This is a genomic window from Candidatus Paracaedimonas acanthamoebae (genome assembly GCA_017307065.1).
GTDB lineage: Bacteria > Pseudomonadota > Alphaproteobacteria > Caedimonadales > Caedimonadaceae > Paracaedimonas > Paracaedimonas acanthamoebae_A.
The window spans coordinates 1-20,465 of record JAFKGL010000023.1 but is presented as its reverse complement, the minus strand read 5'-3'; the positions used below and the strand labels follow the sequence as shown (position 1 = coordinate 20,465).

Below are 20,465 nucleotides of genomic sequence, written 5' to 3'. Positions count from 1 at the left end.
CTTAATTAATAATAATATTATCTTCAATGCTTGCTAATAAAGTTTGCCCCCGTAAAACAGAATTACCGTTAAATAAGGCTGTTTGATCCATATGAGGAGGATTTAACCAATCCTCTTCTTTCATTTGGCCGCTTTGAGAGTAAACGGTCAAAGAATTTTTGTAACACACATCATGAATATGTTCCTTGGGAATACCTCTCTCACGCATAAGATGGGCTGTCTTAGAAACGGCTAAAGGATCACTATGTCCCCAATCAGCAGAACTATCTACAATGATCCGTTCAGAACCATAATGTTTAACAATGTCTACCATTCTTTCATTTCCCATTTTTGTATGGGGGTAAATCGTAAATGCTGCCCAAAAACCACGATCTAATACTTCTTGTGCTGTTTCTTCATTGTTATGATCAATGACAACTTGATGAGGTTGCAACCCATGCTCTAAGCAGACATCCATGCTTCTTGAGGTACCTTGTTTTTTATCGCGATGCGGGGTATGCACCATTACAGGTAAGGAAAGTTCTTTGGCGAGCTCTAATTGTTTACGAAAATATTTTTCTTCAGCAGGTGTTTGTTCATCAAATCCAATTTCACCAATAGCAACGACTCCTTCTTTACATGCATATAAAGGGATCAATTCCATAACTTGCTCAGCAAGAGATTCATTATTGGCTTCTTTTGAGTTAAGACCGATGGTGCAATAATGTCGAATCCCGAATTGACTTGCTCGAAAACGCTCCCAACCTATTAAACTATTAAAATAATCTTGAAATGTGCCAACAGAAGTACGTGGCTGTCCCACCCAAAAAGAAGGCTCTATTATGGCTACGATGCCAGCTTTCTGCATTTTAATAAGATCTTCTGTTGTTCGTGAGGTCATATGGATATGAGGATCAATAAACATATTTGTCTTCTCCGCGCGTTAAATTGTTAATCGTAGAAAGGTTAAAGTGGTTATCTATCTCACATATGTTTGGCTTTATATTTTCCTGTAAATGTGAATATTGAATAAGATTTTCTTTTGCTTCAGGTAAGGGACAATAATGGCAAGCTAAAGCTGCCCCTTGCTGTATTTCTCTGTTTGGATTTTTTAAAATTTGTGTTAATGCAGAAATATTATTCATAGTAGAAATACCTACAAGGTACCATAAGTCGCTTTTTACTGGGCGCTTAGCGGATATTCTTTCAAAGGCATAATCTATAAGCATAGAAGCTAATGTCGGGTTAGCTCGTATATTAATGCCAACAATATGAGAGATATCAGCGCCGATAAAAAGAGCTTTTAAAATCATCTGATTCCAAGCTTCTTGATTAAAAAAATTAAAAGGATATTGATTATATAGCGCGATCGCATTAAAAACGGATGTCATGTTGCTTCGTATTCCTTCTGCGGCCTGCAAAATAAAATCTTGAGGTGCAGGTAAGAGAGGAAGGCTTTGATAAAGGGTCACTAATTCTTGAATATTTGCTGTAGCATAGAGTTTTAAAAATATTTTTTTAAAGTCTTTTTGTCGAGTATTTGTGATCATTAAAAGTAGAAAAATACGGGCAGCTTGATCAACAGACCAATGAGATAGATACCAATTTTTACGAAGTATCTTAATTCTTTCTAATAAATCTGGGGTTAACTGAAGTTGGTCTTTCGTAAAATAGCGCGGGATACTACTAAATATCTTAAAATAAATAAAATCTGACTTATCTGAAAATGCATGTTCTTGCTGATCTTTTAACCACTTAAAGCTCTCTTCTTGCGCATTAAGAATTAGAATTTCTTCCAATAAAGAAAATACTTGTTCAAGATTAGACTGATAATACACTTCCCTCTCCTTACTTTATCAATCATTCAAAAAAATCCTTAACTATTAATAGTTTACTAAAAGATAATATTTAAAATAGTAGAAAGTTAGCTTAAATTTAAACAATGCTTGCTTGAGACTTATTTTATTTATTATTGGATAAAAATTTTTATACTTTTATGCTTTCAATAGAATTTTAAGAAAAATTTCAACTTTTGAAGGATTTTGCAAAATCCCATAATTTTAATAGGTTATATAAGGAATCGAGTAATGTCCGTGAATGTATTAAAATTAAATCGTTCTGTTGTTGCTATTCTTGCTGGTTATGCCATTGAAAAATATGACATGTTTCTGTATGGTTTTTTTACAATTCTTATGGGAGAACTTTTTTTCCCGCCTCATCTCACAACGAATAATAAATCTCTCTCAATTATTTTAAGCTTAGGAATTTTTGCTTCTGGTTATATTTTGCGCCCTCTCGGAGGGATTTATTTTGGACATCTGGGCGACAAATTAGGCAGAAAAAAGGCTCTTTTAATGTCGTTAGGCTTAGCTTCTTTCTTTCCCTTATTACTAAGTGTCTTACCCGTATATAATACGATCGGTATTTTTGCGCCTATTTGTTTGATAATTTGTCGCCTTTTACAAGGTTTTTGCTCTGGAGGTGAATTTAGTGGTGCATCTGTATTTCTTCAAGAACAAAGCTCTGAAAACAATGTCGCTTTTCTGGTAAGCCTCCTTCGTTCTGTAGGTTTTTTTGGGGTGGCGTTGGGAACTATCGTTGCTTATATATCTACTCTTCCTACAATGCCTCATTGGGGGTGGAGAATACCTTTTTTTGTGGGGTGGGTTCTGACAATTGTCTTTTATTTTATACGACTTAAATACATGTTAGAAAGCAAAGTTTTTCAAAAAATAGAAAAGAATCATAAGATTAAGAGATTTCCCTTAATTGGACTCCTGAAAAACTCTAAGGACCGTTTGGCTGGAGGAATAGGGTTAACAATCTTTGCATCTACCTCCTTTTATATGTCTACTATATATACAGGAAGCATTTTAAAGATATCATTTAATCTTCCAAATTATAAGATCATTGCTATTAATATGGGGATTGCTCTTTTTTCAGCAATTATAATCCCTTTTCTTGGCTTATGGGCTGATAAATTAAAAATAAGTAATTTTCTTACCAAATCAATTTTATGTAATATCATACTGATTTATCCTTTATTTTGGCTCATGGAAAAATATTTTTACCTTCCAAATTTTATAATTTTTCAAATTATATTTGGAACTCTTTGTGCTAGCTTTTATGCGCCTTTTGCAGGATTGCTTCCTAAAATTTTTTCTGCTGAAGAACGGTATAGCGGTGTTGCATTTAGTATAACATTTGTACAAGCTATTTTAGGTGGTTTAACTCCCTTTATCTCTGCTTTGCTTGTCTATATGACTGGCGATAAAAAAGCGCCTGCATACCTTTTAATAGTTGGAGCATTGATTGCACTTATAAGCATGATTAAATTAAAAGTTATTTTACCCTATTCAAATCTTATTGAGAGTATATTTCCTACAAGAAAGTTTGCTAGAATATTGGCTTCGATTAAAGAGTTTAGATAATTTGTAATTAGATTTCAGAGACTTTCAAAAATAGAAAATTACATCCTTGAGTGTATCTACATTGCACGTTTAAAATAAAGCTTAGCAAAGGGTTGATAGTTCTCATAGCCGTGGAGATATGCTTGTATAATACACTCAGCGGCCTTCTATAAAAGAAACTTTCAAGATTAGCGTCAGAAACATCTATCACCATATTTCTGAACCTGAGACTTCCATCTAAGTTATTAAGAAAAATCCACTCATACATAGGATTAATGGCTGGCTCTTTATTCATTTCTTCTTTTTGGTTTTTTGCTGTTAAAAAATCGAAAAACAAACGACTATCTTGAATGGTGGATTATTCATTAAAGCGTTGTTCAAATCATGTTTTTTTAAATTTGTACTTTATGTTTGTGAGTTTTTGAATCGCGAATGGTGAAAATTATGGATAGATTAAGTTTTTAATTTAGTTGAAAAAAGCCAGTTAATACAATCTTATTTTTTAAAGATAAGAAAATACAACTGGCTTTTGAAAATTAAAGGATATTAATTAGTAAGAACCGCGTCCACCACCAAAATCCCCGCCTCTTGAGAAAGAACGACCGCCACCGCCGCCGCCTTCACGAGGGCCTCTATTATTAAAACGGGGGCCACCACTGTGGCTACTACGACGCTCACCACCACTTTCGCCACCGGCACCAGCAATATTTACCTTCAAGGTACGACCTGAGAAATCTTTTCCGTCATAGTCAGCGATTGCCTTCTTTGCATCAGCTTCATTAACCATTTTTACGAAACCAAATCCACGTGAGCGACCTGTGCGGTGATCTTTGATCACTTTTGTAGATTCAACAGGACCGATTGCTTCAAAATAAGAAGCTAGATCTTGCTCAGATGTTGTAAAAGACAAGTTACCAACAAACAATTCATTATTCATACTTTTTCTCCAGTCAGATTCCAAAAACCATCTCCTACAAACACTCCCTGCAAGGTTTTTGAACTACCAAGAAGGCTATACGACTGGACATGGACTCTGATTTAGTTATACAGTCTAAACCATTATAGACTCTTTTAATATATGATAAAAAATGCGCATAGTCAAGGTTATGACTATGCTAAAAAGGCAAATTGACAGATATTTTAAGTTAATAAAATTCGATTTCTCGCAAACCTTTTTTTTTATAGTTTAAAATTAAGCAGATATTAAATGCTTATTATATAGTTCCTTGGTTGATTTGAGATTTTAGATGTGAATAAAATTAAAGAGTTACAAATTGTAACATGTAGCAATGTACTTAAGTTAAAAAATGGAGAATTATGATGAAATCAAAATTACTTACTTATACAATCCTTGCTTGCATGACGTCTCTGATAGGATGTGCAGAGTATGATTTAAAAAAGGCTCCAGGTTATCAATTTACAAAAGAGCAACCCATTCATCTCGATGTAAAGAATTTAAAAATCATTAATACGCCTCTTGGTAAAGAGACACAAACAACTAAAAATCTTCGCCTTGCTCTTCAAGGATGGGGAAATTCTCGTTTTGTAACATATGGAAATGATAAGAGTGCCATTTTGATAGTTGAAGATGCTAAATTAGACACCTATCAGGAAAAATATGACGGAAAAATTCGGGTCAAATTAGAGCTTCGTAATGATCAAAATTTCATTATAGGCTCTGTGCATGCGGCAGTTGTTCGCACACTTCAAATTCCTGTGGACCTTTCTTCTGAAGAAAGAGAGCAGCAACTTAAGCGTTTCCAAGAAGAGCTGGTCAATGACATAGATAAGCAAGTGAAGAAAGAACTTATTCAACATTTGCCTTCTTATATTTCAACCTGGATGAGCTAATTTTATGAAGCCAGCTGGAACTATTCCTTTACCCGGCTGGCTTCAAAGCCAAACAACCCAAGCCTTACTTGGTTGCATACCAAATGCCAATGAAACAGTTAGATTTGTTGGAGGTTGTATTCGAGATACACTTCTCGGATTACCTGTAAAAGATATTGATATAGCCACCCTATATTCTCCTGAAGAAATGATTAAATTCATTACAGCAAAAGGATTTAAAGTCATCGCTCTTGGGATTGAGCATGGTTCAATACTTGCCATTATAAATGAACAAGTTTTTGAAATTACAACTTTACGAAAAGACGTTGAAACTTTTGGTCGCTACGCCAAGATCGCTTTTACAGATGATTGGTTAGAGGATGCTAAAAGACGCGATTTTACAATCAATGCGCTTTACCTGGCCCCTCAGGGAAAATTGTATGATCCTTGGGAAGGTCAAAAAGACTTAGAACATGGCATTATTAAGTTTATTGGCAATGCAGAACGGCGCGTTCAAGAGGACTATCTTAGGATTTTACGTTTTTTCCGTTTTCTTGCTCACTTTGGAAATGAAATAATTGATTTTTCTTCATATGAAGCCTGTAAAAAATTTTCTTCTTCTCTGAAACTATTATCAACCGAACGTGTGCATAAAGAATTCTTTAAATTATGTTCTGCCCCCTCACCTGTTTTTGCTTTACAAAAGATGTATGAAGCTAAAATTTTTGATCTTCTTTTTCCGACAGAAAAAATATTTAATAAAGAGGTGATGAATCGATTAATTGAACTGGAAAAAAAATATACACATCTCACTAATTTAAATCCTTTAAGGCGTTTTTATTTGCTGCATATTTCCTCTTCTACAGAACAGGATTTTTTTAAATTTTCTAAAGTAGAAAAAAATTACTTAAAAACTTTAAAAACTCTTTTTGAACAAAATTTTTCCACTGATGCCATTTTGCTTTATCGCTATCCTAAAGATCTCATTTTAGATTACCGTTTAATAGAGGCAGCTCTCACTGGTGATAATTCAAAAATAGAAACTCTTATTACTTTTTTAGAAACTTGGAAGAGACCTTTTTTTCCTTTAAAAGGTGACGATATTTTGCAATTTGGTATTCTTGCCGGTCCCCAAGTAGGGATATATCTCTCTGAAATTGAAGATTGGTGGATTAAAAAAGATTTCTTACCCAGTCATGCTGAATGCCTTCAAGAATTATATCATCGTCTAAAAATATCCTATCAGTAATATTTCGTAATAAAGCCTAATTTGCCGTAATTTCAAAAATCACGTAATAATTAACCTGAAATTAACAAAATGATAGAGGATGATTGTGTTATCTCATTTAAAAAATAAAACTAATGTAGATAAATTCTCTCCAGTTATGATGCGACAAAAAACTATTTCTCATCCTGTTTCTTATCGGGGAATTGGTGTTCATTCAGCAAAGAATACTACCCTTAGTTTATTCCCTGCTCCAGCCGACACAGGTATCGTATTTGAGAGAGTTGACTTAGCACAAAATAATCTCATCAAAGTAACAGTATCAAATGTTGTTGATACTTTTCTTAGTACTAAGATTGCAAATGCTAGTGGCGCGAGCGTTTCAACGATTGAACATTTAATGGCCGCTATTGCTGCTTGTGAAATAGATAATCTACATATTGAAATTGATGGACCTGAAGTTCCAATCTTAGACGGAAGTTCTATCGATTTTATTCATCTTTTAGAAAATGCTCGAATAAATGAGCAAAAAGCTCTACGTCGCGTTATTCGGATTCTAAAACCAATTACCGTAAAAGAAGAAAATAGATTTGCAACATTAGAGCCCGCTGAAAATTTTTCAATTCACTGTACGCTTGATTTTCAAGGCCGTCAGGGATTAATTACAGAGACAATGTCTTTTGAAAATTCCTCTCAGAGTTTTAGAGAAGAAATTTCAAAAGCCAGAACATTTGGATTTTATGAGGATGCACAAAAGATTTTTGCAGCTGGACTTGGACTTGGCGCATCTCTTGATAATACGATTGTCATTGATAATGGACAAATTATGAATCCTGAAGGCCTGAGATATTCAAACGAATTCGTCCGCCATAAAATTCTTGATGCTTTTGGAGATTTGTATGTTATTGGTCACCCATTAATTGGTTGTTATAGAGCTTATAACGGCGGCCATACACTGAATAATCAACTCGTGAACGCTCTTTTATCAGATAAATCTGCTTGGAGATTTGAATCTTTAGGAGACTCAACAGAATGGCATCCTGCAATTTATTCTCTATCGAATGTTCACTCTATTTCTGCTTAACATCCCGCATTCTTAAATGAAATGTTCGGTAGGTTTTTTATATTCTTATCATTTCTTCTTGGCTTTTTCACCAAAGAAGGCTAATCAGGATAGAAGGTTACAATTTTTTAGAGGTTAATATGCCTTATATTCATGTTCAAAGATATTCTACTTTAGTCATCATAAGTATACTTTCAATTTTATCGGCTTGTTCAAGTACAGAAGATGAAAAATATGTCGAGAGATCTGTAGAGGAACTCTATAATACAGGTTTGACTGAACTAAAAGAGCGTAAATTCAATAAAGCGGCAATTGCATTTGATGAAGTTGAACGCCAACATCCTTATTCTCAATGGGCAACACAAGCACAACTCATGTCTTCATATGCTCATTATCAAAATCAAAAATATGAAAAGGCGTTAGCTGCTTTAGATACTTTCATTCAACTACATCCTGCACATCCTGATATATCTTATGCTTATTACCTGCAGGGCCTTTGCTACTATGAGCAACTTTCTCCTGTAGAAAGAGATCAAAAAATGACAGAGCTTGCTGTAGACTCTTTTCAAGAAATTGTAAAACGATTCCCCAAAAGTAGTTATGCAAAAGATGCAAAATTAAAACTTAATTTACTTCAAGATATCATGGCAGCTAAGCAAATGTATGTGGGGCGTTATTATCAAACACAGAAAAAATACATATCTGCAATGAATCGTTTCAGTAAAGTTATAAAGGATTTTCAGACGACGGCACATGTTCCTGAAGCTCTCCATCGTCTTGTCGAAGTTTATCTCGCCCTTAATCTAAAAGAAGAAGCTTTATCTACAGCTTCGATCTTGAGTCATAATTTTCCAGCAAGTAATTGGTATGCAGAAACTTATCTTTTGATAAAAGGAGAAGATTTTAGAGAAAAGAATGCAGAAGAACATTTAACTTGGTTTAATAAGCTTTGGAATGACAAATAATAAAGTAACCTATGCTTCAGACTCTTTCCATTACAAATGTGGTTTTAATCGACCAATTAAATCTTGAATTTAAAACTGGTTTTGGTGCTCTTACGGGAGAAACTGGAGCCGGAAAATCCATATTACTTGATGCATTGGGGCTTGCTTTAGGTGAACGAAGTAATACGAACCTTATTCGCCCCAAAGAAGATCAAGCTACCGTAACAGCTGAATTTTTAGTTAGTGAAACTCACCCTGTTCATAAACTTTTGAATGAACAAGGACTTTCAGCAGGTGATACAATAATTCTTCGGCGTATCTTAACACGAGATGGCCGTTCAAGAGCTTTTGTTAATGATCAAACTGTTTCTCTCAATCTCTTAAAAACAATTGGTGAAATACTCGTAGAAATTCATGGGCAATTTGATCACTTATTGAATGCAACAAGTCACCAAGATGTTCTTGATAGCTTTGGTAGTTTAGAAATCTTAAATGTTCAAACAAAAGAAGCATTTAAGACATATAAAGCTGCAAAACAATCGCATCAAAACACCCAAGAAAAAGCTGCAAAGCAATTAAAAAACCAAGAATACTTGCAATATTGCCTCAAGGAATTAAAAGAATTAAACTTTCAAGAAAACGAAGAAGAAATTTTACTTCAAAAAAGAATAAAATTTCAAAATTCTGAAAAACTAAAAGATATTTATAAATCTTCTTTGGAGGCACTAAGTCATGAACGAGGTGCAGAATCTCTTTTATTACAAGCCTATAAAAATGTTCATAAAGCCAATGAAATTACCCATGGAACTTTTGATAAAATTTTAATTGTTTTAGATCGGGCACTTATTGAAACCAGCGAAGCTCTAAGACAACTTCAAACTTCTTTTTCTTTAGATATCCAAGGAAATGAAACGTTAGAATCAATCGAAGACCGCCTATACCACTTAAGATCAGTTGCAAGAAAACATGATGTAAACATTGCTGATTTATTTGCTGTAAAAAGTAAAATTGAAAATGATCTTATGTTCATCCAAGATTCAGAAGAAACATTGAGACATTTAGATGAAATATTAGAAAATACACGATTAGTATTTAGAAAAAATGCTGAAGAATTAAGTAAGGCTAGAAAGAATGCAGCTTTGAAGCTCGAACATGCTCTTTCTGAAGAACTCCCCCCTCTCAAACTTGAGAATGCTCGACTAAAAGTTCTTTTTTCGGAACTTGAAGAAGATAATTGGAATGAATCTGGTTATGACCATGTTCAATTTACTGTTTCAACGAACCCTGGGATGCCTTTTGGCCCTCTAACTAAAATTGCTTCTGGAGGGGAACGTTCTCGCTTAATGTTAGCTCTCAAAGTTTTATTAGCCAACAATACCCAAAATTCACTCTTGATCTTTGATGAAATTGACGCTGGAGTTGGAGGTGCTGTTGCTTCTGCAATAGGGCAACGTTTAAAAAAACTAAGCCATCAACTTCAAGTTCTGGCGATTACTCACTCTCCTCAAGTTGCAAGTTATGCACATTATCATATGCATGCTTATAAGAGATCTCATCTAGAGGAATTTCAAACTAAAGTTTATGTTTTAGATGATAATGAGCGCCGAGAAGAAATAGCTCGTATGCTTGCGGGAGCTTCTGTTACTGATGAAGCCAGAGCTGCAGCAGAACAACTTCTTAAAACAGGAACTCATCTTTGATAGATTCAAAAAAAATTACCTCTATCAAGGAGTTAACGGAACTTGAAGCCCAAGCAGAGCTTAGATATTTAGCCAAAGAGATTGCTTACCATGATTCTCTTTATCATCAGAAAGATCAGCCTGAAATCGACGATGCCACATATGATGCATTACGACAAAGAAATGCGGCGATAGAGCTCAAATTTCCTCACTTAATACGTCCAGATAGCCCTTCTAAAAAGGTAGGTTATAAAGTTGCTCCTGGCTTTTCTAAGATCACTCATTTAACGCCAATGCTCTCTCTCGACAATGCCTTTACTGAGAATGATGTGACTGATTTTCTTGATCGTGCACGTCGATTCTTGGGCTTAAATTCAGAAGAGATTGAGGTTATTGCAGAGCCTAAGATTGATGGGCTTTCATGCTCTCTTCGATATGAAAACGGCTTTCTCAAACAAGCAGCAACAAGAGGTGATGGTGAAATAGGTGAAGATGTCACTGAAAACGTCAAAACGATAAAAGGAATTCCTCATCACATCCCCTCCTCTCAAATTTTAGAGATAAGGGGAGAAATTTATATAAAACATAGTGATTTTAATGATCTTAATTCTTTAAGAGTAAAATCTGGAGAGTCTCTTTTTGCAAATCCCCGAAATGCTGCTGCAGGATCCTTAAGACAACTAGATTCTCGTATTACTGCCGCTCGTCCTTTAGAGTTTTTTGCTTATGGGTATAGTAAATATCCTGTCAACGTAAAAACTCATTTAGAAGGACTACAATGCCTTAAAGAATGGTTTTTCCCCGTTAATCCTCTTATCGAGTCATGCGCTTCTCTCACTGATATCTTATCATTTTATAAAAAATTAGAAACACTCCGATCTGGGCTTGATTATGATATCGATGGTGTTGTTTATAAAATCAATTCTTTAGCCTTACAACAGCGCCTCGGGAATGTCGCACGAGCGCCGCGTTACGCAATTGCCCATAAATTTCCCCCAGAACAAGCTCAAACTATTCTAGAAAATATTATCCTGCAAGTTGGCAGAACCGGCGTCTTAACACCTGTTGCTCAATTAACGCCCATCAATGTGGGCGGTGTTATCGTCTCACGAGCTACTTTGCATAATGAAGATGAACTTAAGAGAAAAGATATTCGTGTTGGAGATCGGGTCCTTATTCAGCGCGCAGGGGATGTAATTCCCCAGGTTATAAAAGTCTTAAACCCTGATCGATCAGATCGTTCTCTACCTTTTAAATTTCCAGATCTTTGCCCTATTTGTGAAAGTTATATTGAACGACTTCCTGATCAAGCGGCGCGCCGTTGTACGGGGGGCCTTTATTGTCCTTCTCAAGCTGCTCTTCGATTAAAACATTTCGTTTCGCGGGATGCTTTTGATATTGAAGGCTTGGGCGCAAAACATATTGAACACTTTTTCCACGAAGGCCTTTTAAAGACGCCGGTTGATATATTTACCTTTGAAGTTCAAGACAGTAGCAGCTTGAATCCTTTGGCGACGCGCGAAGGATGGGGAGAAAAATCAGCCCAAAATTTATTTTCAGCAATTAACAATCGCCGAAATATTTCACTTGAAAGATTCATTTATGCCTTAGGTATCTCTCAAATAGGACAAACTACGGCAAAATTACTTGCCTATCATTATGGAAGTTACCTTCAATGGAAAGTCTCGATGCAAAAGGCGGCTGAAGGTCAAGAAATAGAACGCCAAAATCTTCTAAGCATTGATGGAATTGGTCCAAGTGTGGGTGAAGATCTCCTTAGCTTTTTTAAAGAGCAACATAATATCGAGATTTTGGAAAACCTTGAAAAATATATCACCATTGAGGATAGTCTCTCTCCAATTCTAGAACATTCCCCCATTAGTGGGAAAGTTATTGTTTTTACCGGAAGTTTAACTACTTTAACCCGTGCAGAAGCCAAAGCGCGCGCAGAATCGCTGGGCGCAAAAGTCGCAGGATCGGTCTCTTCTAAAACAGATTACGTCGTTTGTGGTGCCGATACAGGTAGTAAAGCAAATAAAGCTAAAGAGCTCGGTGTTAAGCTTCTAACTGAGGATGAATGGCTCTCTCTTATTCAGGGATTGGATCAATAACTATTGATAGTCAGTGAGGATTTTTATGTCTAAAAACACAAAAACAACGTGTTGTATTTGCAACCTAAAATTAGAAAATGCCTCTTTATTCCCTCTTGTTTTTCTAAGAGATGAAGTGTTTGAGTGTATTAAACAAGATCATCAGAACATTGAAAAAAAGGATTTCATCTGTCTTAAAGACATCGATCACTATAAATTAGGATGCCTTAAGAAAATGATGCCAGATATAAAATCCTCAGAAGAGCACGTGATTAATAGTCTTAAACATCAAAAGAACATCTCTAAGAACTTAAATCATACTTATCATGAAAAACGAACTTTTGGCGAAAAGCTTGCTGATAAAGTTGCCGCATTTGGAGGAAGCTGGAGTTTCATTATCAGCTTTGGGGTCTTTATGATAGGATGGACTCTCTTTAATTCTTATAAAGTTCTTACACACCCTTTCGACCCCTACCCTTATATTCTTTTAAATTTGATCTTATCGTGTCTTGCAGCCCTTCAAGCCCCAATTATTATGATGAGTCAAAATCGTCAAGAAGCGAAAGACCGCTTACGCGCGACTCATGATTATGAAGTCAATCTTAAAGCAGAATTTGAAATTAGGATGCTCAATAATAAGTTAGATGCCTATATTCAATCATCCGAAAAACACTTAAAATCCTTGGAAAACAATAAGGAAAATTAAGATCAATGGAATAAATATGGGCTATCTCAAACTATAAAATTTTATTAAAAATAATTTTTTATTTATCTTTATTTTTTTCATTTATTGAAACAAATTATTAATAATTCTCTGCTTAAATAAACTTGAATTTTATTTAAATAGGGAGAAAATTATGAAAAATAAAATGTTATCACTTTTGATTGGGATTAGCGCAATTTCTTGCATGTCCCATGCTAATGAGGGATTCCAAAAAGGATTTTATGCAGGTGTTTCTTTAGGTGGATCTTCTTTTAAAGGAAAACGCTCAGATCTGCATGTCAGTGGTAATCAATCTTTTCAAACCAATAAAACCATCAGGAACACCTCAGAAAGAGGAGAAGCTTTTCTAGGCTATTTCTTCCCTTTCTATCAAAATAAGATCGGCGTAAGTTTTGAAGGCTTTTATGCTTTTTCATCTCTTGAGCATACAATTCGCAATACTTTAGAGCTTCAACCTGGCACTGGTACGGATGTTACAGAGAGATTACAAACAAAAAGATCTTTTGGGGGAAATTTCAAGATAGGTCCCATCATTCATAACCGTCATTTTATTGGCGCCATCCTTGGAGTTGAATCAACTCACTACACCCGTTACCACGATGATGGTTTCGGACAAGAATTTCATAAAGTTTCAAAGCAAAAAGCTGGTTTTCAATATGGTCTAACCTATCAATATGCTTGGAACGATTCTTCTTCTATTGGTATTGACTTAAAACAAACTCGTTTCTCTTCGATAAAATTATCAAAAGCAGATTCGACCAATGCTGTGACAACGACTCGATTTAAACCAAATATTAACTCTCTTGTCGTACGCTATACATATCGTTTCTATTAAAATAAAAAAAGTAGAGGGGGAAATAAAATGAAAAAAAATTCGGTTTCTTTATTGGCGCTCATGATAGGTCTTGGGAGTTCTATGAATCTTCATGCTGATGCTCTCGATAAATGGAATAAGCTTAAACTTAATAATGGGGCTTCTCCAGCAAACTCTTCGACTGGAACTGGAAGTAAACAACAACAAACATCTACTCAAGATCCAAAAACTAAAGAACACATCGCAAAATTAGAGGCGGAAATCTCTAAACTTCGTGCATTGGTTGCTCAAGGTGGAAAAGGAACGCTAACCGTAGATCCGGAACTAGAAAAGAAAGTTGCTCAAGAAACCGAAGCTTATATTCAAAAAATTACTCAAGAAATTGAAATAGCAGGAAAGACAGTTGATAAAAATGAATTCCAAAACTTACTTGAGAAAATTGAAGAAATAGGAAGTATTCAATTACTTTTACACTTAGAAGAGAAGTTTATAAAACTTGCTTACCAGACTTCGAATGCAAATAAATTGGATGATATTCTTAGCATGCTAGAAGGGTCAGAAGTTCTAAGAAAACTACATGCGCAACAGCAGAAATTATATTTTGACAACCTAGCTAAGGCCGGACAACAAAGACTTCAAGAGTTAAAAACTCTAATTAAAGCTGATCTTACATATATTAAAAAGTCTCCTCCAACTCTCATGCTCTTCATGGATGTTCGCAAGATAAATTCAGCTGTTGTCCAAAATAATTTAGGGGTCTTCGCTAAAATGTATGAAATAATCCCTCAAGCAGATCTTCAAGCAATTTTTTCTCACCTTTCTGAGATTAAAGTAAATCCTCAAGGGACCTCTTCTTCATCTGAATTAATGAAAAGGATCAATACTTATATTAAACCTCAAGAGAAAAAAGGAAGAGAACTTACCGAAAAAGAATTCACATCATTTTATAAAAAAGAAGATAATCAAAGAGGATTTCAGATTCTTATTAAAAATATTGCTGATCAAGAAATTCAAAAAAGACTTTATAAATTATTTGACATAGAAAATATTGAATCTACAAAAAGTGGGCTCACAGATGATGCATCTAAGATCAGTGCGAGTGATGAAATTGCAGAAATGAATCTAGGTTCAATAAAAGAAAGACAAGCAAGTCTAGCAGCGGCTTCAGCAAAATCAGCTCAAAAAAAATCAGAAAAAACTGGGGCTGAAGTACCGCCACCACCACCTCCTCATATTGCAGGTCCTGTTGTCCCTCCACCACCACCTCCTCCTATGAAGAAAGGTAAAACAGAAACAGAAGAACCTGCAAAAATTCCAGCTAAAGTTTATGCCATTGGAGAAGAAATCTCTTTCGACCCCAAAAAGTCAGACACTTTTAAAGATGAAATTTTGGCAACAATTCAAGGCCGAGAAGAACAAATTGAGGCTGAAGTTGATAAAAATAAAAATAATGCTAAAATAATTAAAGACAAGTTAGCAGAATTTAAGAGTGGGCTTAATCTAAACAATGAAAAAGTCCTAGCAGCTGCTTACGCAATCTCAACTGCTCCTGCAGGTACAACAAAAGATAATATAAAAAAACGAATTACCGCCATAATAAAACCTACTATGCTACAGCAGGTTGCTTTAGTCTCATTTTTTAAGCAAGCGTCGTTATCCTAATCAATAATGTCGCCCATATAGTATAAGTAAGGCTTTCATAAAAGCCTTACTTATTTTTTTCCAAGAATGATTCCGATAAAAATAAGAAGACCAATCCAATGATTTGCTTTGAAGAGCCGCAAACAACTAAAAGAGTCATTAATATTTAATTTCTTAAGTTGCCAGAGAGCGTGTCCTGTGACTAACAAAATTGCCAAATTATAGGGCCATTTAAGGTCGGCTTTGAATCCCCCAGCAACTAAAAATAAGATCATCAATAAAAAGAATAAACTTAAAACTAACCGCGTTTTCCCTCCTAAGGCAAGAGCTGTTGATTTAAGGCCAAGGAGAAAATCATCTTCTCGATCTTGGTGGGCATAAATCGTATCGTAGCATAATGTCCAAAAGAATCCGGCACTGTAAAAAAGAAAAGGAATTATAGATATCTTACCATTTAAAGCTGCCCAACCTAAGAGAACGCCCCAATTAAAAGTTAATCCCAAAAAAGCTTGAGGCCAGTAAGTAATTCGTTTCATCCAAGGATAAAGAGCTACAAGAATCAGTGCAGCAAACCCTATTTGAATTGCAGATATTGAAAAAGAAAATAAGATAAAAGCGGATAAAAAAAGTTGGATAGCTAAAAAAATAATGGCGTTAAGACGGGTGATTTCCCCACTTGGTAAGGGTCTTGTGGCGGTGCGAGAAACGCGGGCATCGAACTTGTGATCCACAAGATCATTATAGGTGCAACCCGCCCCTCGCATTAAGATAGCACCGACAATAAATAGTGAAATTTCTTTGAGTGGTATAAGATTTGAAGAAGCAAGCGCGAGCCCCCACAGTCCGGGATAAAGCAATAAAAGCACTCCAATGGGGCGATCCCATCGCGCAAGACGAGTATAAGGTCTTACCCATGAAGGTAACCAACGATCGAGCCAAAATTCAGGTAAAAGATCTGTATTCATCTTATTATCTTTCTTAAAACAAATTTTCTTTTCTCGCCAATCAAAATTATTCTTGATAGAAAATCTTAAGTTATCAATTAATAACAATTTTGGGGGGCCTTGTTCATCATGAATTTAATTAAATTTTCTCAAATGCTATGCTCTAGATTATGTCATGATTTAATTACACCCATAGGGGCGATTAATACCAGCCTCGAGCTTTTAGAAGAATCAGACCCGGAAGATCGTTTACAACTTTTGGAATTGGCTAAACAAAGTGCAGAAAAAGCTATTCGAAAACTTGTTTTTTGTCGCGCGGCTTTTGGGTATTCGTCTGATTCCCATTTATCAACTATTGATCAAGCAAAAAAACTTCTCCAAGATTTTTTGATGCTGAATAAAATTGAACTCCTGTGGGAAAAAGAAATTCAACAAAGCTCTGAGATTTCTTCTACATTTTCGCAATATGCTCAAGTAATTGCTAATTTGAGCTTTATTTGCGCCGAAATTGCGCCCTATGGAGGGCAATTACTCATAGAATTTATCAAACCTCAAATAATCCGTTTGCACCTCAAAGGAAAACTTGTTCCTTTACGCCCTATCATTTTAAGCTCTCTAACAGGAGAACTCTCCGAAGATGAAATGTCATCTCACGTTATCCAAGCCATTTATACACGCATGTTATGTGAGAAACTGTATCTTGCTCTTGAAATTAATCATCAAGAACGCGTGTCCTTAGAATTTATTTTAAGAGGCAATGATTAGACGTATAATCCTTATTTTTACAGGCTTTTTTAGACTTTTTTGAAAGGCGTGACGGAAATTTGTTGATATTTTTGGTGAAATTTGTTACTATAATTGTATAGGGTTGAAGAGTTGACGAACTCTTCAACAATCTTCTCGAGAGAGCCTAAGGGAGCTGATCACCCCGAAGTAAGTTAAAAGAAAGAACAGGTAGGTTTAACGTTTAAGATAGGAGAAAGATAAGATGTGTTAGGTAAGATAAAACAAGCAAAAGAACGAAAGTAACAACATCGTCGGAAATAAGAGTTTTAAGGGGCTTGGATTTTAAGATTTAAGCGAATGACTTTTTGCGCCTTAAAACAAGGTTAAAAATAAAGTGAAAGAAAGAGAGAAAAACAAAAAAATGACTTAGTGAATTAATACACCGTACATCAAGGAATGTACACCACACCTTCAGGATCTCCCCTGATTTTGAAGAGGACAAGTTCTCACCTTCCCTTGGTACCGGGGAAGAGAGAGACTAGACTAAAATTGGATGTTTGACAGTGTGAATAATTAGCACAAAGACGTATATTTAATACCCGTAGAGGCAGTCTGTTTACTCTCATGTGAAAATATCATGTTTATGAGATCTCTCTATCCTCAACCCTCTTAATTTCTTTGGAAAATAGGGAAAACTTAGGGATAATTAAAATAGCCCGCTTAAACATTTTCACTTGTAGAGAATTTCTTTCTCTAATTTTAAAATTTAAGGATCCACAGGTCATAAAGTTGCATTAAGTGGTTGTAACTAAATAGAACCTTCCTCTTCACTTACTTCTTCACCTTCATCTTTCCATCCAAGATAGGTTCTTAAAAATTCAAGATCAGTATTTGTTATAAAATCATTTCCTTCTTGTAAAGCGCCTCCAGAGCTCATTCGAGTAGCATCCAAAAAATCTTTTGCAGGTTTATTTTCCGCTTCTTCAAGAGCTTTCGCGTTACGGATACCTTCTTGATAATTTTTTTCAGACTTAAACAATCCATCTACTAAAGTTGAAACTTCGATTCTAAATTTCGCTTCTGAATCGCCAAGGTCGGACGCTTGTTTACAAAGTAATTTTGCAATGTTTTGGTCTGCATCAATTCCTATATCCCAAACCCCTTGGTAGACTTCGCTAAGTTTTAGTAAGGCGCTCGCATACCCCTGTGCCGCAGAAGAAAAGAGATAATTTTTTGCTTCAGCAACTTTTCCCATCCTAAAATCTATAAAAAACATTTTGTACTGAGCTCTTGCATGACCAAGTGAAGCTGCGTGTTCTAAATGTTCTATATATTTTTTGTTTTGTTCATATAGTTTACTTCCAACCACTTCCAAAACATTGGCAAGAAAGATCATATACTTCTCAGATGCTGAGGTTTTTGGAGAATATTTTTTGAATAATTCCTGTAATATATCATTTTCAAAAGGATATACGTGAGGAGTCCATTTATTTTTTCCAAAAATGCCGTTCATAACATTTTCTAACTCTGTTGATTCAGTAAATTGAGGAGATTCAATATTTTTTAAGATCTTAGATTTCTGAGGTAATTCAGAGCTTAATATAAGATCCTTCACATGGGGACGAAGCATAATATCTTTTTGCATAAGTTCACCCAAATTGTCTGTATGTGAGGCACAAACTGGAGATGATAGTAATAGAAAGGTCATTAATTTTAAATTAATTCTCATCATTTTGTTATAAACCGCCTTAGTTTTTTCATTCTATACATAAAATTTACCCCCCTTATTATTTAAAGTCAATTCGAGTCATTTTCTACTTTTGTGACAGCCAAGCCAGTACGATTACTATCAATGGAGTTAAAATGAGCTAGTAAATTTGTATAAATCGGTTGTAATTTAACATTTTCCTCGGAGATTTTTAATAAAAGCATATTCTCAAGATTCATGTTGTCCTGCACATTATCAGTAAATCCAGCCGACCCAATACATATTTTTTTTGTTCCATCAGCTTGCATAATTAGCACGAGCTTATCGTGGAATTGAGGTTTTGTTCGGAAAGGTCTGGTTATTGTTCTTGTTGTTATACGTTCCGGTGTTTTTACAACTGTATAAACCGATTGATCTTGAGCTATTAAAGGAGCTAAAGCTAATGGCATATATCTACTCAATCTATATTGCAAACCATCTACTTTTATGGAAAGTTGAGCCCCCCCCTGAACTGCACGAATAAGATGTGCTATAATATCAGAATCTTGCGGTTCTGCACGACTTATAAGAAACATATTAATATTAATGATTTGTGAAGATACTAATTGGGGAGTAACAAAATCTTTTACTGATAAAATTGGTGCTAAACAGACTTGGAGTGGGTTTTCAGGAGTGTTAAAAAGCTCTAATTTATCTTTTACCCTTTGGTATTCAACTTGAGTTTCATCATATTTATCTTTCCCGCTGATAATATAGTGATAATAAAGGCTGTATAATCCAGCAAGATACTGATGATGAATCGCAACAAAAGACTCAATATTATAATTATAAGCTGCGTATGTTAAATTAGGTGACCCAGTGATAACGAGTGCATCATCTACAATAATAAACTTATTGTGCATTTTTCCACTTCTATCAGGATTACCTTGTATAGCTTGATGAGTAATCCTCCCTAAATATTTATCTTTAGATAAAGCGGTCGTAGTTTTTTCATCTTCCCCTGTAACAATTTTGATGCTGACATTAGGAAGAACTCCTTCTATACCATCGGTAAGCCCAATTAAATCATCTAAAAATTCTTCATTCGTGCATTTATCAGACGCTATGATGATACTTGATGTTGCTTGTCTCAAAAAATTAAAGATATTACTTCCAATAGTTCCTTCACTTGTTTCTGAAGAGAAAGCACTAATTTCCATATTAGGATCTAAAACGGTGTCAGGAGTAAGTTTTGCCAAAATAGAATGTATAGGATCATCTTCAAATTCGAGATCGGTCGCATTTACATTACTTGTGAAATTAATTGATAAAATTATTCCAAAAATGAATGAAAACTTTTTGTTTTTTGAGAATCTACAAGTCATTTTAATTCTTTTCGATAAAAAAGTTTAAAGAGAAATTATATATTTTTGACTCTTATGTAAATAATGGAAATTACAGACCAAAGCAAGTAATTTTCCATCCCAATAATTTTTAGTTTTGAAGATATAAAATTTAGGTCAATAAAAAAGCCCCTAAAATTTCTTTTAGAGGCTTTTAAATTTCGTTAAGCTATGACTTCTTAGAAGCCATCGCGCTCGATGCGTTTACGTTGAAGCTTACGAATACGCCGAATAGCTTCAGCTTTTTCGCGCTTCTTGCGCTCAGAAGGCTTTTCAAAATGACGACGAAGTTTCATTTCACGAAAC

Annotated in this window: 18 protein-coding genes; 11 read left to right on the top strand and 7 right to left on the bottom strand. The window is 35.0% G+C overall.

What is annotated here, in order from left to right; genetic code table 11:
* Position 1: 1 nt before the first annotated feature.
* Both J0H12_05820 and J0H12_05815 read right to left on the bottom strand, forming a co-directional pair.
* Positions 2-904, bottom strand: coding sequence for a TatD family hydrolase (locus J0H12_05820; GenBank protein ID MBN9413422.1), 903 nt, complete (start codon positions 902-904; stop codon positions 2-4).
* Positions 894-1,817, bottom strand: coding sequence for an EboA domain-containing protein (locus J0H12_05815; GenBank protein ID MBN9413421.1), 924 nt, complete (start codon positions 1,815-1,817; stop codon positions 894-896). Before J0H12_05815 ends, J0H12_05820 begins: the two co-directional genes overlap by 11 nt.
* A gap of 249 nt (positions 1,818-2,066) precedes the next feature.
* On the opposite strand from J0H12_05815, the gene J0H12_05810 reads away from it, so the two are divergent.
* Complete coding sequence (locus J0H12_05810) at positions 2,067-3,410, top strand: MFS transporter (GenBank protein MBN9413420.1); 1,344 nt, start codon at positions 2,067-2,069, stop codon at positions 3,408-3,410.
* Between the two features lie 529 nt (positions 3,411-3,939).
* On the opposite strand, the gene J0H12_05805 is transcribed toward J0H12_05810, so the two are convergent.
* On the bottom strand, positions 3,940-4,326 hold the full coding sequence (locus tag J0H12_05805; protein MBN9413419.1) for a hypothetical protein: 387 nt from the start codon (positions 4,324-4,326) through the stop codon (positions 3,940-3,942).
* Positions 4,327-4,709: 383 nt separating this feature from the next.
* Between J0H12_05805 and J0H12_05800 the strand changes: the two genes are divergently transcribed.
* The 9 genes from J0H12_05800 (at position 4,710) to J0H12_05760 (ending at position 15,420) form a co-directional block, all read left to right on the top strand.
* Positions 4,710-5,240 (top strand): hypothetical protein, encoded by a 531-nt coding sequence (locus J0H12_05800; protein MBN9413418.1) that lies wholly within the window; start codon positions 4,710-4,712, stop codon positions 5,238-5,240.
* 4 nt (positions 5,241-5,244) lie between these two features.
* Positions 5,245-6,468, top strand: a complete 1,224-nt coding sequence (locus tag J0H12_05795) for a CCA tRNA nucleotidyltransferase (protein ID MBN9413417.1) — start codon at positions 5,245-5,247, stop codon at positions 6,466-6,468.
* Positions 6,469-6,553: 85 nt separating this feature from the next.
* The gene (locus tag J0H12_05790) at positions 6,554-7,528 is read left to right on the top strand and encodes a UDP-3-O-acyl-N-acetylglucosamine deacetylase (GenBank protein ID MBN9413416.1); all 975 of its coding nucleotides are present in this window, start codon (positions 6,554-6,556) and stop codon (positions 7,526-7,528) included.
* 119 nt (positions 7,529-7,647) lie between these two features.
* Complete coding sequence (locus J0H12_05785; protein MBN9413415.1) at positions 7,648-8,472, top strand: outer membrane protein assembly factor BamD; 825 nt, start codon at positions 7,648-7,650, stop codon at positions 8,470-8,472.
* A gap of 11 nt (positions 8,473-8,483) precedes the next feature.
* A complete protein-coding gene (gene recN, locus J0H12_05780; GenBank protein MBN9413414.1) occupies positions 8,484-10,151 on the top strand; it encodes a DNA repair protein RecN in 1,668 nt (555 codons plus the stop codon).
* A complete protein-coding gene (gene ligA / locus J0H12_05775; GenBank protein MBN9413413.1) occupies positions 10,148-12,241 on the top strand; it encodes an NAD-dependent DNA ligase LigA in 2,094 nt (697 codons plus the stop codon). The genes recN and ligA overlap by 4 nt, the downstream gene beginning before the upstream one ends.
* Before the next feature lie 25 nt (positions 12,242-12,266).
* The gene (locus tag J0H12_05770; GenBank protein MBN9413412.1) at positions 12,267-12,926 is read left to right on the top strand and encodes a DUF1003 domain-containing protein; all 660 of its coding nucleotides are present in this window, start codon (positions 12,267-12,269) and stop codon (positions 12,924-12,926) included.
* A 151-nt stretch (positions 12,927-13,077) separates the two neighbouring features.
* Positions 13,078-13,779, top strand: a complete 702-nt coding sequence (locus J0H12_05765; protein MBN9413411.1) for an outer membrane beta-barrel protein — start codon at positions 13,078-13,080, stop codon at positions 13,777-13,779.
* Between the two features lie 27 nt (positions 13,780-13,806).
* Positions 13,807-15,420 carry a hypothetical protein gene (locus J0H12_05760; protein ID MBN9413410.1) on the top strand — a complete coding sequence of 538 codons (1,614 nt, stop codon included), beginning with the start codon at positions 13,807-13,809 and terminating at the stop codon, positions 15,418-15,420.
* A 50-nt stretch (positions 15,421-15,470) separates the two neighbouring features.
* Here the strand turns inward: J0H12_05760 and J0H12_05755 are convergent, their stop codons facing one another.
* A complete protein-coding gene (locus J0H12_05755; GenBank protein ID MBN9413409.1) occupies positions 15,471-16,364 on the bottom strand; it encodes a 4-hydroxybenzoate octaprenyltransferase in 894 nt (297 codons plus the stop codon).
* A 108-nt stretch (positions 16,365-16,472) separates the two neighbouring features.
* Here J0H12_05755 and J0H12_05750 point away from each other — a divergent pair, with 108 nt between their 5' ends.
* Entirely contained in the window at positions 16,473-17,108 is a 636-nt protein-coding gene (locus J0H12_05750) for a hypothetical protein (protein ID MBN9413408.1), read from the top strand.
* A gap of 769 nt (positions 17,109-17,877) precedes the next feature.
* Here J0H12_05750 and J0H12_05745 read toward each other — a convergent pair.
* The 3 genes from J0H12_05745 to J0H12_05735 form a co-directional block, all read right to left on the bottom strand.
* A complete protein-coding gene (locus tag J0H12_05745) occupies positions 17,878-18,714 on the bottom strand; it encodes a sel1 repeat family protein (protein MBN9413407.1) in 837 nt (278 codons plus the stop codon).
* A 152-nt stretch (positions 18,715-18,866) separates the two neighbouring features.
* On the bottom strand, positions 18,867-20,141 hold the full coding sequence (locus J0H12_05740) for a hypothetical protein (protein MBN9413406.1): 1,275 nt from the start codon (positions 20,139-20,141) through the stop codon (positions 18,867-18,869).
* 197 nt (positions 20,142-20,338) lie between these two features.
* Positions 20,339-20,465: 30S ribosomal protein S21 (locus J0H12_05735; protein ID MBN9413405.1), on the bottom strand; the 127-nt coding region annotated here is incomplete at its 5' end.